Source organism: Butyricicoccus sp. AM78-15b2TA (assembly GCF_027665985.1).
GTDB lineage: Bacteria > Bacillota > Clostridia > Oscillospirales > Butyricicoccaceae > Agathobaculum > Agathobaculum butyriciproducens.
Window position 1 is genome coordinate 166,912 of record NZ_JAQEHY010000006.1, and the last position, 14,016, is coordinate 180,927.

The window sequence follows — 14,016 nt, forward strand, 5'->3', positions numbered from 1 at the left end:
ACTATGTGAAAAGTGAAGAATTTTACCTATCAGATGGAGGGATGACCGATGAAAGGAAAGACTTGCTGTGTTACCGGACACAGGGATTTGCCGCAGAATGAGATTAACAAAATAAAAGCCGCTTTGGAACATGAGATCGATGCTGCCGTTACAGATGGATTCACCTGTTTTATGAGTGGCTTTGCAGATGGCGTGGATCAGTATTTTGCAGAGCTGGTGTTGGAAAGAAAGCAGACCAATCCGGCGCTGGAGCTGATCGCAGTGATCCCTTACCGCAAGCGTCTGGACAGCCTGAATAAGAAAACAAGAACCCGTGAACTGCTGGAGGCTTGTGCGGATGTTGTTGTCATACAGGAAAAATATCTCCCAAGCGTCTACTCCCACAGAAACCGCTATATGGTGGAGCACTCCGACCGAGTGATCGCTGTATATGACGGACGGGAAACCGGCGGTACGGCAAAGACGATCCGCTTCACCCATCGGATGAAGAAGGAACTGCGGGAAATCCCGGTTGGAGAGATCGTCCTGCCGGATCACTTGAAACCAAAAACAAAATAGATACCTATTGATGCGCTCACTTTGAAGTGGGCGTTTTTCTTTACCCATTTTTAGGAGGAATGCTTATGTGGAACCTGATTTCATATTTCCTTACCTTTGCCGGAGGAATGGCTTCCGGCGTTATGCTGATGTGTCTTATGCAAACCGGAAAACTTGCGGATAAAGAATTTGAAACTATGAAGGAGGAATAAAAATTGAAACTTGTGATTGCAGAAAAGCCCTCTGTTGCTATGTCACTGGCAGCAGTATTAGGCGCAACGAAAAGAAAAGATGGTTATCTCGAAGGTTCCGGCTATCTGGTGAGCTGGTGCGTGGGACATCTTTTGGAACTGGCACAGCCGGAGGCTTACAAAGAACAGTACGCCAAATGGCGGTATGAGGACCTTCCGATCCTGCCGGAAAACTGGAAATATGAAGTTCCAAAGGATAAGAAAACGCAGCTTGCTCTTTTGTGCCGGCTGATGAAGGACAAACGGGTTGATTCCGTGGTATGCGCTACGGATGCCGGGCGTGAAGGAGAACTGATCTTCCGTCTGGTCTATGAATATGCCGGATGTAATAAGCCTATGGAACGGCTTTGGATTTCCAGTATGGAGGATGCGGCGATCCGTGAGGGCTTTGACCATCTCCACCCCGGCAGTGATTACGATAAGCTCTATGATGCGGCGGTCTGCCGGGCAGGAGCCGACTGGCTGATCGGGATCAATGCCACCCGGCTTTTTTCTGTCCTGTATGGTGTCACCCTAAATGTCGGCCGTGTTATGTCACCGACACTGGCACTTTTGGTACAGCGTGAGTCGGATATTGAATCCTTCATCAGTAAGCCTTTTTATGTGCCGGAAATCGCCTGCGGAGGTTTTACTGCTTCCGGCGTAAAAATGACGGAACGATCCGAGGCTGAAAAAATCCGTATGGACTGTGACCACAACTCCGCTTTTGTGCGTTCTGTGGAAAAGCAGGTAAAAACTATACAGCCTCCCCGCCTTTATGACCTTACAACTCTGCAAAGGGAATGTAACCGTATTTATGGCTATACGGCTCAACAGACCCTTGATTATGTGCAATCTCTCTATGAAAAGAAGCTGGCAACCTATCCGAGAACGGACAGCCAGTATTTGACGAAGGACATGCAGGCAACCGCCGCTTCCCTGATCCTGTGGCTGCGTGACAATATGCCCTTTGGAAAAGGCTACGCCGGAGAGCCGGACATTGACCGGGTAACAGATGACAGCAAAGTGACTGACCACCATGCCATTATCCCAACTGTGGAAATCGCACGGACAGACCTGTCAGAGCTTCCTTCCGGGGAGCGGGATGTGCTTACCCTGCTTGCCGTCAGACTGCTTTGTGCCACAACGCAGGTACACCGATTTGAAGCGGTCACCGCTATATTGGACTGCCAGGGATATACTTTTACGGCAAAAGGAAAGACTATTTTACAGTCCGGCTGGAAAGAGGTGGAACGGATTCACCGTATGAGTATCAGGCAGAGTGAAACGGAACACAAAGAAAATGAAGCTGTCGCTCTCCCTGTGCTGCAGGAAGGACAGACTTTTGAAGCTGTATCAGCAAGTCTCCGTGAAGGGAAAACTTCACCGCCGAAACACTATACGGAGGACACACTGCTGTCCGCTATGGAGACTGCCGGTGCGGAAGATATGCCGGAAGATGCCGAGCGTAAAGGATTGGGTACTCCGGCTACCCGTGCGGCAACACTGGAAAAGCTGGTTTCTGCCGGATTTGTACAGCGAAAGAAAAAGCAGCTCATTCCTACGGAAAAAGGAAAGAACCTGATCGCAGTCCTGCCGGACAATATCAAATCTCCCATCTTAACTGCAGAATGGGAATCCATGCTGAAACAAGTGGAACATGGCGAACTGTCGGCAACATCTTTTATGGATCAGATTGCAGATATGAGCCGGACGCTGGTAAAAGAACATACTACCCCGGAAGAACGTTTTGCGGATCTGTTTCCTTCTTCCAGAGGAACTGCACATGAAGCCGTAGGGGTATGTCCTCGCTGTGGCGCCCCGGTATATGAAGGAAAGAAAGGGTTTTTCTGCGACAACAGGGAATGTTCTTTTGCTCTTTGGAAAGATAACCGTTTCTTTTCCAGCAAGAAAAAGTCCATCACAAAGTCTGTGGCAGCGGCTCTTTTGAAAGAGGGCCGCATTTCTATGTCCGGGCTTTACAGTGAAAAAACAGGAAGGACCTATGATGCGGAAGTGATCCTGGATGATACCGGCGGTAAATATGTGAATTTCAAGCTGGAATTTCCCATAAAGAAAGGCAGGCGTAAATGAGTGATCGAAAAACCTTTGAATATGGCGGTTATCACTTCACGCCCATACGAAAATTTCACAAAAAAGAAGGCGACTTTTTCGCCATATCGAAACGGCTGGCAAGTGACCCCAACTTAGGGCTGTGTACCTATCAGGAGCGGCAAAAAGCACCTTATGATTACAAAGGCTTTTATACCGTCGCAACCGACAAAGAATGTGATGTTTTCCGCTGCGAAGAAAATGGCTTATTGTATGTGCCTGGAAAAAACGAACTTTTTATTTACCATGAACCGAAACAGAAAAAGCGGAACTCTATCGCCGATGCCCTTTCACAGCCCAGGAATGTTACTGATACAACCGGAATTTCCAGCGGCCGGCAAAGCAGTGCCCCGGAAAGGTAGGCGTTATGGCAGAGAGAGAATTGAACCGCTCGGAGCGGACTGCAATCCGAAAGCTGGTTACGGAGCTTTGCGCCAACTATGACTCTCAGGATAAGATCTGCCTTCCTTTGGACAGTCCTTGCTATATGCTGAATAAATGGTGGACCGGCGCTTATTGCAGGTACTTTGAAAAAGCGGTGCTGCCGGTGGATGCAGCACTGGAATCAGCCATTACCGGCGAGGACACCTCCATGAGACAGAAAATATGCCCTGTGTGCGGAAAAGCATATCTTCCTACGACCAGCCAGGCATATTGTTCTGATGCCTGCCGGATCTATGCAAGACGGAAATCCGAGCGGGAACGCAAACGCCGGAAGCGGCAAAACCAACCATGATATGTCCGCAACTTAGCCTTAAAAGTCCTTGATTTTCAAGGGCTTTTTGCACCTGTTTTCAAGGGAGCTGTATAAGAATACTCCGGTGCTTTGAAATGAGGTTAAGTTGCGGACAAAACATATATTTTAACAAAAACGATAGGAGGCGATTTTTTGAATATCAACACGATTACCGCGGAGGACCTTCGCCGCATGCCGGATAAGGAAGGACTGATTTTACAGGGCTGTGGCGGGGATCTGACAGAGTGGGTGGACGGGATCAATGAAATGCTGACAAAAGCAGGCATATTGAAAGATGGCTGTCAGTTTGAGAATGTGGCTGCTTTTCAGCACGGCGAACTGACCTGTCTGCTTTACCCGTTTGATGATGTGAAACTGGATATAGGAAAACTTGCCCTGTGGCGTTTACAGACCCATGAAGTCTATGGCGGCACATGGCTGTCGGACTTTGTGCCGAATTATTTAGGCGGATTTATAGAAACACCGGAAGCGTTGGCAGATAAACCGGATTGTCCGCTGATCGGAGCAGATGGGAACATTTTTAATCTGCTGGGTATTGCTTCCCGTACTTTGCGGGAGCATGGTTTGAAAGAACAGGCAAAAGAAATGTCTGATCGGGTATTTGTTTCCGGCAGTTATGGAGAAGCGCTCTGTATCATTGGCGAATATGTCAACATCACAGATTCCGAACCAGAGCATAAGAATTCTCTCCGTCAGCAGCTAAAAGCAACAAAACCGGCAGACCCGGTAAAAAAGCAACAAACTTCCAAACAGCAGGAACGATAAGGAGGGATGCGGAATGGAAAAGAAACGGGCCTATGGTGTATGGGCAGTACGAAGCAGCACTTCTATTTTCGGACCGGCACAAAGCTGGTGCAAGGAAAATGGAAAACCGTTGGAGTTTGATACCAAAGCTGCTGCTGAAAACTATGCAAAGGAAGCCAACGAACATACGACAGCAAATGTCCGATACTATGTGAAAGAAAAAGAACCGGAGCCCGGTGCTGTTCGGAAAGGAACATCTCAACCGGAGCTGGATGCACGCAGCCATGAAGAAGTGATACCAAGAAATGATGCAGCGGAAAAACAAAATGAGATTCCGGGCAGACAGATTCCTTCTCAAACAGATCCGCTGGTAGAAATCCGCTCTGCGGTCCATAGTAATTACGCGGGTATGGTCGCTATGCTGGGTGCGGACAACCGTGTGTATTTTGGGCGTGAGGAACGCTGCCATTACCAGAATATGCAGCCATCTTACTATGACAATCAGGACGGTTCCCTGTGTTTTGTCTGTGATCAGCCCGACATGTACTATTTTCTCTATGGAGAAGGCTGGGCGCATACCCAGGCGGAAATGCTGGAACGAGGGCTTACCCTGCGCCAGTATGAAGAATTTGCAAGACTGCAAAATGGGGTCCTTGCACAGTTTACCACCCAAAGAGAAATTCTGTTTGCCGGACAGCCATTTCAGGCGCCGGAGAGTTATCTGCGCAATGCAGAACTTTATGAGGAAGGTCAGACCGGCAACTACAATATGCTGGATGGCAGGCTGAACAACGAACCTCCTGTGCGCCCGGATCTGACAGACGGACAGACGGATGAAGAAATCCGGGAGCTGGTGCCGGAAGCAAAGCCGTCTTTGATGGACCGTTTGAAAGCAGACAAACCGGAGCATGAAGCAAGGCAGATGATCCCTCCGGTGCCGGAAAGGGAACGCTGATGGCCGGGGTAAGATTTGAGGATGTAGATCTTTTGGGTGCTCTTTCCCGTATCGTAGATCTTCATACCCAACATTATAAAGAGGACTTTGACCTGGATAAGGAACTGATTTCAAAACTGGCTGTGTCAGACCGTTCAGAGGATAAACAGCTTCTTTGGATGTCACGCCCTTGCGGAACCTATACCCTGCGCGAACGGGAAGTTTATCTGGATGGAAGCCATGAAAATAAAGTGTGGCGGTTTTACCAGGAACAGACAAATGATCCCGTTTTGGCTTATGCCATCTCTTTGAAAGAAGTCAGGGACGGAAAAATATTTGGCAATCTCTATCCGCTAAATTATAGAGAACATGTGGAACGGATGAAAAAGCTGACCTGTCCAATCGGAAATGTAGCCGTTGCATTTGCGGATGGAAATGTTATCACGATTCCCTATCAGGAACGGAGACAGCTTATGAACCGGTTTATGCCAGAGCATGGAGCCCCTAAAACAATGACTTATCTGCCGGAAAATGAGCCGGAGCTGATGATGATTCTAAAACGGGAACGCTTCAAACGCAGCTATCATGCGACAGCCGGAAATCTGGAGGAATATCTTGATAAGCTGGAAAAGACCACCCTGCGGGAAAAACTCAAAAGAGCAAAGACGGTGGTTTCAACACAGGAGGTCTCATCTCATAAAAGAGGGTTGGAACGATGAAGGGCGGGCATAACAAAAAATCCGTCCGCGTCGAATTTGTCATGTCCGAACCGGAGGCCGAACTGGTAAAAGAACGCATGGCGGAACTTGGCATTACCAACCTGTCGGCATATCTGCGAAAGATGGCCGTAGACGGTTACATCATTCACCTTGATATGGGAGATATTCAGGAAATGATCCGGCTTCTCCGCATTTGTTCCAATAACTTAAACCAATATACCAGACGAGCCAATGAGACCGGCAATATTTATGCCGCAGATATAGATGACATCCGCACCCGTCTGGACAGCCTTTGGGATGGCATGGACAAACTGATCCGGGGATTTGCAAATCTTTCATAATATTAAACTAATTTTGAAATGGCATCTTGATATGGGTTCATTTATTCTTAACAGTTTTTTATCGACGATATTATTATGTGGATAACGATAAGTTCCTATGATAAAATAATTTGGCATGGAGGTAAATAAAAATGTGTAAAATTGTTATTATTGAAGATGATATAGATATTTGCAATATGATTAAAAAATTCTTGGAAAATAATAAATATAGTGTTCAATATGCTTTAAATGGTATAGAAGGAATAAATTTGTGCAAATCTTTTGTTCCGGACTTGATAATACTTGACATTATGTTGCCAGGGCTGAATGGGGATGATGTATTACAGAAATTGCGAAAATTTACAAACGCTCCTGTTATTGTTGTATCAGCAAAAACAATGGTTCAGACCAAAATAGAATTATTAAAAATAGGGGCAGATGACTACATGACAAAACCATTTGATTTGTATGAGCTTCTTGCACGTATTGAGGCAAATTTAAAACGGACTGTCGATAATCCTTATCAAAATAATAATACTTTGATATACAAAAATATAAAGATCAATAACTCTTTGGTTTATATAAACGGAGTATTAGTACCATTTACATCAACAGAATTGAGCATTTTAGAATTGCTATTGCAATACCCACAGAAAATATTTTCAAAACAAAATTTATATGAATCCATTTGGAATGAACCTTATGCGTATGATGACGATACAATCAATACTCATATTAGTCATATTCGTAAGAAAATTAAATCAATTACAAATGAAGATTATATACAAACTATTTGGGGGATTGGATATAAAATGAAATAATCTTTAGATTTTCTTTAGAGTTATCATATATAGTGGCATGGAAAGGAGTTGTTTAGGATGACAAAATTTATATGCGAAACAAAAAACCTGAGCAAAAAATATAAAGATTTCTATGCTTTAAAAAATGTAAACTTAACTATTCCAAAAGGCGAAATATATGGACTTGTGGGCGAAAATGGAGCAGGAAAAACAACGCTAATCAGATTATTGACAGGTCTTAATTTTAAAAGTGAAGGAGAAATTATTCTATTTGGGCATAATGATAATCTGCAATATGAACGATCAAAAATCGGGTGTACGATTGAAATGCCGGCACTATATAAAGATATGACTGCTTCACAAAATCTGGAAGTGCAAAGAATACAGAGAGGTATTCCGAATAAAAGCTGCATTGCTGATACTTTAGAATTGATTGGCTTATCGAACGCAGGTAAAAAAAGAGTAGCGAATTTTTCATTAGGGATGAAACAGCGGCTTGCACTGGGCGTTGCATTATTAGGTGAGCCAGAATTTTTAATATTGGATGAACCTGTCAATGGACTTGATCCTACGGGAATTATCGAATTACGGGAACTTCTTAAAAAATTAGTGAAAGAACGGGAAACCACCATTTTAATATCCAGCCATATATTAAGCGAATTGCACCAGCTCGCCACTTGTTATGGCTTTCTTCATAAGGGAGAACTTTTAAAACAAATTTCTGCTGAAAAATTGAATGAAGAATGTAAACGGCATATTTGTTTGAAAACAGATAATATACAGAAAACCACTCTCATATTAGAACAAAAAGCTAATATTAAAAACTATTCCGTTTATCCAGACAATTCTATTCGGATTTATGATTGTTTAGATAATGTAAGAATGATTTCCAAATTACTAACTGACAATGAAATCATCATTGATGAAATCTCTGTTCAGGGAGAAGATTTGGAAACATACTTTGAAAATCTAATAGGGGGTAGAAAAAATGTATAATCAAATACGGGCAGAATTTTATAAATTATTTCATACAAAGGCGTTATATCTAACATTTGCATTGATTTTAGCTGTTTTTGGTATCTTTTCCATAGGAGGTCAGCAACAATTTGTAGTATCTAGTTCCAGCGTAGATGAAACATGGAAGATAGGAGAAACCGTAGGATTTCTTGCTCGTGCATATAGTGATCAGGTACATCCAATGATTGAAGAAATTATAAGGACTGCCACGTCTTATACGGTATTTTTCTGGCTGATTGTTCTTATATTTTCTGTTGTTTTCTTTTCCAGAGAATATACAGATTCAACGATTAAAATTGCGATTGCAAGTGGACAAAGCCGACTAAAATTCTTTATTGCAAAGTATATCGTGATTACTGTTACCAGCATCATTTTATATTTTTCATTTATTATGGTTGCATTTATAATTGAATGTACAAAATACAATGTGCCGATACAATTACTTCCAATGTTGAAAATTGCAGGGCTAAATTGCATGGTTATGGGAGCCTTTATCGGTATTACACTCATGCTGTGTGTGATATTTAAGCATACAGCTATTGTGGTAGGAACTATGTCATTATTTACTTTTAGCGGACCTCTTATTTATATGATGACATGGGATAATATGTCTGCTCAATCGTGGCGAGTTCTAACGTACTTAAAAATCAATCCGATGTATTATTGGATGAATACGTGTTCTTATAATATGGTAAATCATTTGGAAATCAATATCTTACTTTATTTTGTAGGAACTGTAATTATTACATTCCTGGTGTCAGCATTGATATTGAGAAAACAAGAAATACACTAATTACAACAGAAAGGGGAAATGCGGATATGTTCTATTTTTTATTGATATGTTCTATATTCATATTAGCATGTTCCCTTTTTTCTATTACTAGAACAATTCGCAATATAAATAAGCAGATAAAGGAAAAACGAAAAATAAGAGTATCTTTATCAAATAGAGATATTGAAGAGTTAGCTTATGCGATCAATCAAAAAGATACCCTGCATAAGAAACTGCAAGTTCAAATTAAGCAAGAAGAAGATCAGTTAAAGCAATCTATATCTAATATAAGCCATGATCTAAGAACCCCATTAACATCTATACAGGGTTATCTAACACTTTTACAAGAATGTGAAGATAAACAGGAGCAAGACCAATATATTGAAATCATTAAAGCAAAAACAGATTATCTCACAGATCTGGTGCAAGAATTTTATGATTTATCTGTGGTGGAAAATGAGCAGTTTGATGTTGAATGTGAGAAGGTTGATATAAATAGAATTGTTACAGATTGCTTAATTGAAAAGTATTATGAATTTGGGGAAATCCAGCCGATTATTCAAACAGAAAAATCTCCGGTGTGGATATATGGCAATAACCTTATTTGTAAACGTATTATTGAAAATCTAATTACAAATGCAATCCGTTATTCTGATAACTATATTGAAGTGTCCATTAACCAGGAAGGCGTGTTCATGATTAAAAATTCAACGCAATCCCTTGATGAGATGGATATAAATTTATTATTCAGCAAGTTTTACACCGTTGATAAATCACGCACCAAAGGTGGTTCCGGTTTGGGATTGTATATTGTAAAAGAATTACTAAAGAAAATAGATGGAAAAATCGGAAATATAGAATATAATAAGCCAATTTTATCTATAACACTTTTTTTTCGATTGTTTAAATAGCCTTTAAGATGGCATGGATAAACTGATCCGGGGATTTGCAAACATTTCATAAACAGCCGGAAAGCCGTTGCTTTCTTTTTGCCGTCACGGTAAAATTTTTATAAGGGCAGATGCCCTTCTGAAAGGAGGCAAAGCGTATGCGTTTGATAGGTAAATTACTGGCACTTCCCTTTATGCTGGTTACGGGGATTCTTTATCTGGTATGTAAATTTTTAGTGGTTCTTTCCGGTGCGGTACTTGGGATTCTTTCTGGGATCATCTTTCTGGCGGCATTGGTGCTGTTCTTTGTCGCAGGATTTTTGCCGGGTCTTGCATGGCTTATGATCGCCTTTCTTATCAGTCCATACGGTCTGCCTCTGGCGGCTGCATGGCTGGTAGGGATCATTGGCGGGGCAAACAGTGCCTTAAAGGATTTTATATTTGGTTAAGCAGATTTGGCGGGGCGCATAGGCAGCCCCGCTCTTTTTCTGCAATTATAACTTCTCTGATTGGAATTAAGTTAAGGAGGTGACGAAAATAGCGACCACAAGACTGATGCCTCTGCATGTAGGAAAAGGTCGGAATATCTCTACTGCGATCTCAGATATTATTGATTATGTAGAAAATCCGCAGAAAACCGATTTTGGAAAATTCATTTATGGCTATGAGTGTGATACCCGGCTTGCTGATGCAGAGTTTCTTCTTTCCAAACGACAGTATGCAAATCTGACCGGCAGAAATCAGGGTGCAGATGATGTGATCGCCTACCATCTCCGTCAGGCATTTAAGCCCGGCGAAGTTACGCCAGAAGAAGCTAATCAGATCGGCAGGGAGCTGGCACTGAAGCTCACAAAAGGAAACCATGCCTTTGTTGTCTGCACCCATGTGGATAAGCACCATGTCCATAATCACATCATTATCAACTCTACTACACTGGACTGTCAGAAAAAATTTCGCAACTTCTGGGGTTCTACCTGGGCAATCCGGCGAATGAATGACAAGCTGTGTTTGGAGCATGGACTTTCGATTGTAGAAAATCCGAAACCCAGCCGGGAGCATTATGGCACATGGCTGGGAAATAAAAAGCAGCCTTCCTTTCAGGAGCAGATACGCATTGCTATTGATGCTGCATTAGAGGAAAAGCCAAAAGATTTTGAGGAACTTCTAAAGAAGCTGGAGGCTGCCGGGATTGAAGTTAACCGTGAAAGAAAACATCTTCGGTTCCGAGTTCCGGGACAAGAAAATTATACCCGATGCGATACGCTCAAAGGCGATTATACAGAACAGGCCATCAAAGAACGAATTGCCGGTACACGGACAGTAAAATCCCACCATACTTTTTCAAAAAAACCGGTTTCCAAAGTTGGATTGCTGGTAGATATAGAGGCTGCAATCCGTTCCGGCAAAGGTCCCGGTTATGAGCGTTGGGCAAAAGTGTTCAACTTAAAACAGCTTTCCCAGGCAGTGCTCTACTTAAAAGAACATGGCGATATGGGTTATGAGGATCTTCTGGAAAAAGCCAACGCCGCTACCACTAATTTCAATACCTTATCCGTTCAAATTAAAGATTTAGAGTCAAGAATGAACGCCAATGCCGAGCTACAAAAGCAGATCGTAAACTATGCGAAAACGCGGGCTGTCTATGTAGAATATCGCAAAGCCGGGTACAGCAAAAAATACCGAATAGTACATGAGGCTGAAATTCTGCTACACCAGGCGGCAAAGAATCATTTTGACGAGCTAGGAATCCAAAAGCTCCCCTCTGTTAAATCTCTCCGGGAGGAATACACCGATCTTCTGGAACAAAAACGGAAAGCCTATTCTGCCTATAAGCAGGCCAAAAATGATATGAAAGAACTTCATAATGTTCGGGCTAATGTGGAATATCTATTAGAGATTTCTTCCCCACCGCTACCGCAGCGCAGCACAGAAAAATCACGTCAATAAGGTTTGTCAGCTTTTCGTTTTCAGCGTTCCAACGGAACGCGCAGCCATTGCCACCGGCAATGATCTCAGGGGTTTGGGGATATGTCACCAACAAGCATTTAGCAGGAATTCCGGGAACGGGATTTCTGCTAAATACGCAATCTTACGTAAGATTGCATTGCTTGCCAGTAGTTTTAAGAGTCTTTGGCAGAGAGTTTGTTTACAGTTGCCACATTGATAAACCTTTGATAACTGCCTATAATAGAATTGTTATTTTGAGTTGTTACAATAGAAAAATAAAAAAATAAAATTTTTGTCCGTTGTAACATTTCGCGGACATTTGCCTGTTATACTATCTGCAAAAAGCAAAGGAAGTGAGGATATGAAGCAGATTTTAATTGTCGAGGACGACAGTTTTTTGAATAAGATGGTGGCCTATAACCTGACCGCAGACGGCTACGGCGTGACTTCTGCCCTAAACGCCAGAACCGCAGCCGAAGCCATACGCCAGCGGGAATTTGACTTAGTGCTGCTGGACATCAACCTGCCGGACGGCAACGGTTTTGAGCTGTGCAAACTGATAAAGCCCCAGCACCCGGACACCATTGTGATTTTCCTGACCGCTAACGATCAGGAGAGCGACCAGATACGGGGCTATGAGGTGGGCGCGGTGGACTACATCACAAAGCCCTTTGTGATCGGGGCCTTGCAGCGAAAAATCAAAGCCATGTTCGCCATGCTGGAACACCACAAACCGGCCAAGGACATTTACGACGACGGGCGGCTGTTTCTGGACTTCTCGGAGCAGACGGCTTCCTTAAACGGCAAGCCCCTGACCCTATCCCCGATGGAGTACAAAATGCTGAACCTGTTCCGTAAAAATCCCCGGCAAGTGCTGACCCGTGGGCAGCTTTTGGAAAAGCTGTGGGATATAGACGAGAAGTTTGTGGACGAACACACCCTGACAACCTCCATCAGCCGGATTCGGAGTAAGATCGAATCCGACGGCGGCGCGCCCTACATCAAAACTGTTTACGGCATGGGCTATCAATGGACGGGAGGCGAGGCAAAATGAAGTTGCAAAACCTCTCGGTAAAGCGGCTGTTTGGCCGGGTAGCAATGGGGCTTGTCCTTTCCATGTCCGGGATTACCATAGTCCTGTTTTTTGTGACAAAACAGACGGCGGTGCTGCTGACAGGCGGGGCGCTGCTGCTGTGCGCTCTTGTGGGGATTTTTGTACTGACGCAGGCGTTTGGAAAGCGGCTGTCGCAGTTTACCGCTGACCTGTGCCAGACCTTAGACCACATGATCGCCGGGAATGAAGCGCCTCAGCGCCCGGAGGACAGCGAAACCCAGCTTGCCAGAATTGGACACCGGCTGGCAAGGCTTTATCAGATCATGCAGGAGAACCGCCGCCGGGTGGACGAGGAACGACAGGAGTTACAGACCCTTGTATCAGATATTTCCCATCAGGTAAAAACGCCGGTAAGCAATCTGAAAATGGCGACGGACACCCTGCTGGAAAAGCCTATGACCGAGGCGGAGCGCACCGACTTTATCCGGGGAATCCGCAGCCAGACGGATAAGCTGGACTTTCTCTTTCAGGCTCTTGTGAAAACCTCCCGGCTGGAAACGGGCGTAATCCAGTTGGATAAGAAACCGGGCCGCCTTTTTGATACCGTGGCACAGGCCATGAGTGGAATCGTGTATGCAGCGGAGAAAAAGGAAATCGCCGTGTCCGTGGACTGCCCGGAGGATTTGACTGTTTCCCATGACAGCAAGTGGACATCCGAAGCCCTCTTTAACCTGCTGGACAATGCGGTGAAGTACACCCCGGCGGGCGGGAAAATCGCTGTGTCGGTGGTGCTGTGGGAAATGTATGTGGAGATCAAAGTGACCGACACTGGCAAGGGCATTTCCGAAAGCAATCAGGCCGCCATCTTCCGGCGCTTCTATCGTGAGGAAGAAGTACACGAACAGCAAGGTGTGGGTATTGGACTGTATCTGGCCCGCGAGATCGTAACGCGGCAGGGCGGCTATATCAAAGTGGTTTCGGAGCCGGGCAAGGGTTCGGAATTTTCCATTATGCTGCCTACAAAATAGAACGCGGCGGACGGCCATTTCCGGCTGCCCGCCGTAAATTTTTTTGAAATGTCCGAGCATTGTAACATTTTACCCCGATTTTCAATGAAATTTTTTGGCCGCTGTAACATTTCGCGGACATTTGGGTTTTACAATACCCTTATCAAATATGGAGG

Annotated in this window: 17 protein-coding genes; all 17 read left to right on the plus strand. The window is 44.0% G+C overall.

Annotated features, from left to right (window positions below):
• Window positions 1-48 precede the first annotated feature (48 nt).
• The 17 genes from PGS25_RS08005 (at window position 49) to PGS25_RS08085 (ending at window position 13,861) form a co-directional block, all read left to right on the plus strand.
• A complete protein-coding gene (locus PGS25_RS08005; protein ID WP_055158503.1) occupies window positions 49-558 on the plus strand; it encodes an SLOG family protein in 510 nt (169 codons plus the stop codon).
• A gap of 65 nt (window positions 559-623) precedes the next feature.
• Window positions 624-749, plus strand: a complete 126-nt coding sequence (locus PGS25_RS08010; protein ID WP_117650589.1) for a DUF3789 domain-containing protein — start codon at window positions 624-626, stop codon at window positions 747-749.
• A gap of 3 nt (window positions 750-752) precedes the next feature.
• Entirely contained in the window at window positions 753-2,861 is a 2,109-nt protein-coding gene (locus PGS25_RS08015) for a DNA topoisomerase 3 (protein WP_270418224.1), read from the plus strand.
• Window positions 2,858-3,241: a hypothetical protein gene (locus tag PGS25_RS08020; protein ID WP_270418225.1), complete on the plus strand. Its 384-nt coding sequence runs from the start codon at window positions 2,858-2,860 to the stop codon at window positions 3,239-3,241. The genes PGS25_RS08015 and PGS25_RS08020 overlap by 4 nt, the downstream gene beginning before the upstream one ends.
• Before the next feature lie 5 nt (window positions 3,242-3,246).
• A complete protein-coding gene (locus tag PGS25_RS08025) occupies window positions 3,247-3,615 on the plus strand; it encodes a cysteine-rich VLP protein (RefSeq protein ID WP_270418226.1) in 369 nt (122 codons plus the stop codon).
• Window positions 3,616-3,768: 153 nt separating this feature from the next.
• Window positions 3,769-4,401: a hypothetical protein gene (locus PGS25_RS08030; protein WP_117552649.1), complete on the plus strand. Its 633-nt coding sequence runs from the start codon at window positions 3,769-3,771 to the stop codon at window positions 4,399-4,401.
• A gap of 13 nt (window positions 4,402-4,414) precedes the next feature.
• On the plus strand, window positions 4,415-5,335 hold the full coding sequence (locus tag PGS25_RS08035) for a DUF4316 domain-containing protein (protein WP_118611977.1): 921 nt from the start codon (window positions 4,415-4,417) through the stop codon (window positions 5,333-5,335).
• The gene (locus PGS25_RS08040) at window positions 5,335-6,033 is read left to right on the plus strand and encodes a hypothetical protein (protein ID WP_015542941.1); all 699 of its coding nucleotides are present in this window, start codon (window positions 5,335-5,337) and stop codon (window positions 6,031-6,033) included. The genes PGS25_RS08035 and PGS25_RS08040 overlap by 1 nt, the downstream gene beginning before the upstream one ends.
• Window positions 6,030-6,374 (plus strand): plasmid mobilization protein, encoded by a 345-nt coding sequence (locus tag PGS25_RS08045; RefSeq protein ID WP_067536905.1) that lies wholly within the window; start codon window positions 6,030-6,032, stop codon window positions 6,372-6,374. Before PGS25_RS08040 ends, PGS25_RS08045 begins: the two co-directional genes overlap by 4 nt.
• A 131-nt stretch (window positions 6,375-6,505) precedes the next feature.
• A complete protein-coding gene (locus PGS25_RS08050; protein ID WP_015542939.1) occupies window positions 6,506-7,174 on the plus strand; it encodes a response regulator transcription factor in 669 nt (222 codons plus the stop codon).
• A 57-nt stretch (window positions 7,175-7,231) separates the two neighbouring features.
• Entirely contained in the window at window positions 7,232-8,149 is a 918-nt protein-coding gene (locus tag PGS25_RS08055; RefSeq protein ID WP_064785831.1) for an ABC transporter ATP-binding protein, read from the plus strand.
• Window positions 8,142-8,963: an ABC transporter permease gene (locus PGS25_RS08060; RefSeq protein WP_015542937.1), complete on the plus strand. Its 822-nt coding sequence runs from the start codon at window positions 8,142-8,144 to the stop codon at window positions 8,961-8,963. The genes PGS25_RS08055 and PGS25_RS08060 overlap by 8 nt, the downstream gene beginning before the upstream one ends.
• 26 nt (window positions 8,964-8,989) lie before the next feature.
• Window positions 8,990-9,853, plus strand: a complete 864-nt coding sequence (locus tag PGS25_RS08065) for a sensor histidine kinase (protein ID WP_064786730.1) — start codon at window positions 8,990-8,992, stop codon at window positions 9,851-9,853.
• 137 nt (window positions 9,854-9,990) lie between these two features.
• On the plus strand, window positions 9,991-10,281 hold the full coding sequence (locus PGS25_RS08070) for a CD1845 family protein (RefSeq protein ID WP_005361132.1): 291 nt from the start codon (window positions 9,991-9,993) through the stop codon (window positions 10,279-10,281).
• An 88-nt stretch (window positions 10,282-10,369) separates the two neighbouring features.
• Window positions 10,370-11,779, plus strand: coding sequence for a relaxase/mobilization nuclease domain-containing protein (locus PGS25_RS08075; RefSeq protein ID WP_055158534.1), 1,410 nt, complete (start codon window positions 10,370-10,372; stop codon window positions 11,777-11,779).
• Window positions 11,780-12,140: 361 nt separating this feature from the next.
• Window positions 12,141-12,833 carry a response regulator transcription factor gene (locus PGS25_RS08080; protein ID WP_005361153.1) on the plus strand — a complete coding sequence of 231 codons (693 nt, stop codon included), beginning with the start codon at window positions 12,141-12,143 and terminating at the stop codon, window positions 12,831-12,833.
• On the plus strand, window positions 12,830-13,861 hold the full coding sequence (locus PGS25_RS08085; protein WP_270418230.1) for a sensor histidine kinase: 1,032 nt from the start codon (window positions 12,830-12,832) through the stop codon (window positions 13,859-13,861). Before PGS25_RS08080 ends, PGS25_RS08085 begins: the two co-directional genes overlap by 4 nt.
• Window positions 13,862-14,016: the final 155 nt, after the last annotated feature.

Coding starts and splice junctions, on each gene's coding strand:
- PGS25_RS08005 (WP_055158503.1), top strand. CDS start 49: ATGAAAGGAAAGACTTGCTGTGTTACCGGACACAGGGATTTGCCGCAG.
- PGS25_RS08010 (WP_117650589.1), top strand. CDS start 624: ATGTGGAACCTGATTTCATATTTCCTTACCTTTGCCGGAGGAATGGCT.
- PGS25_RS08020 (WP_270418225.1), top strand. CDS start 2,858: ATGAGTGATCGAAAAACCTTTGAATATGGCGGTTATCACTTCACGCCC.
- PGS25_RS08025 (WP_270418226.1), top strand. CDS start 3,247: ATGGCAGAGAGAGAATTGAACCGCTCGGAGCGGACTGCAATCCGAAAG.
- PGS25_RS08035 (WP_118611977.1), top strand. CDS start 4,415: ATGGAAAAGAAACGGGCCTATGGTGTATGGGCAGTACGAAGCAGCACT.
- PGS25_RS08040 (WP_015542941.1), top strand. CDS start 5,335: ATGGCCGGGGTAAGATTTGAGGATGTAGATCTTTTGGGTGCTCTTTCC.
- PGS25_RS08045 (WP_067536905.1), top strand. CDS start 6,030: ATGAAGGGCGGGCATAACAAAAAATCCGTCCGCGTCGAATTTGTCATG.
- PGS25_RS08050 (WP_015542939.1), top strand. CDS start 6,506: ATGTGTAAAATTGTTATTATTGAAGATGATATAGATATTTGCAATATG.
- PGS25_RS08055 (WP_064785831.1), top strand. CDS start 7,232: ATGACAAAATTTATATGCGAAACAAAAAACCTGAGCAAAAAATATAAA.
- PGS25_RS08060 (WP_015542937.1), top strand. CDS start 8,142: ATGTATAATCAAATACGGGCAGAATTTTATAAATTATTTCATACAAAG.
- PGS25_RS08065 (WP_064786730.1), top strand. CDS start 8,990: ATGTTCTATTTTTTATTGATATGTTCTATATTCATATTAGCATGTTCC.
- PGS25_RS08070 (WP_005361132.1), top strand. CDS start 9,991: ATGCGTTTGATAGGTAAATTACTGGCACTTCCCTTTATGCTGGTTACG.
- PGS25_RS08080 (WP_005361153.1), top strand. CDS start 12,141: ATGAAGCAGATTTTAATTGTCGAGGACGACAGTTTTTTGAATAAGATG.
- PGS25_RS08085 (WP_270418230.1), top strand. CDS start 12,830: ATGAAGTTGCAAAACCTCTCGGTAAAGCGGCTGTTTGGCCGGGTAGCA.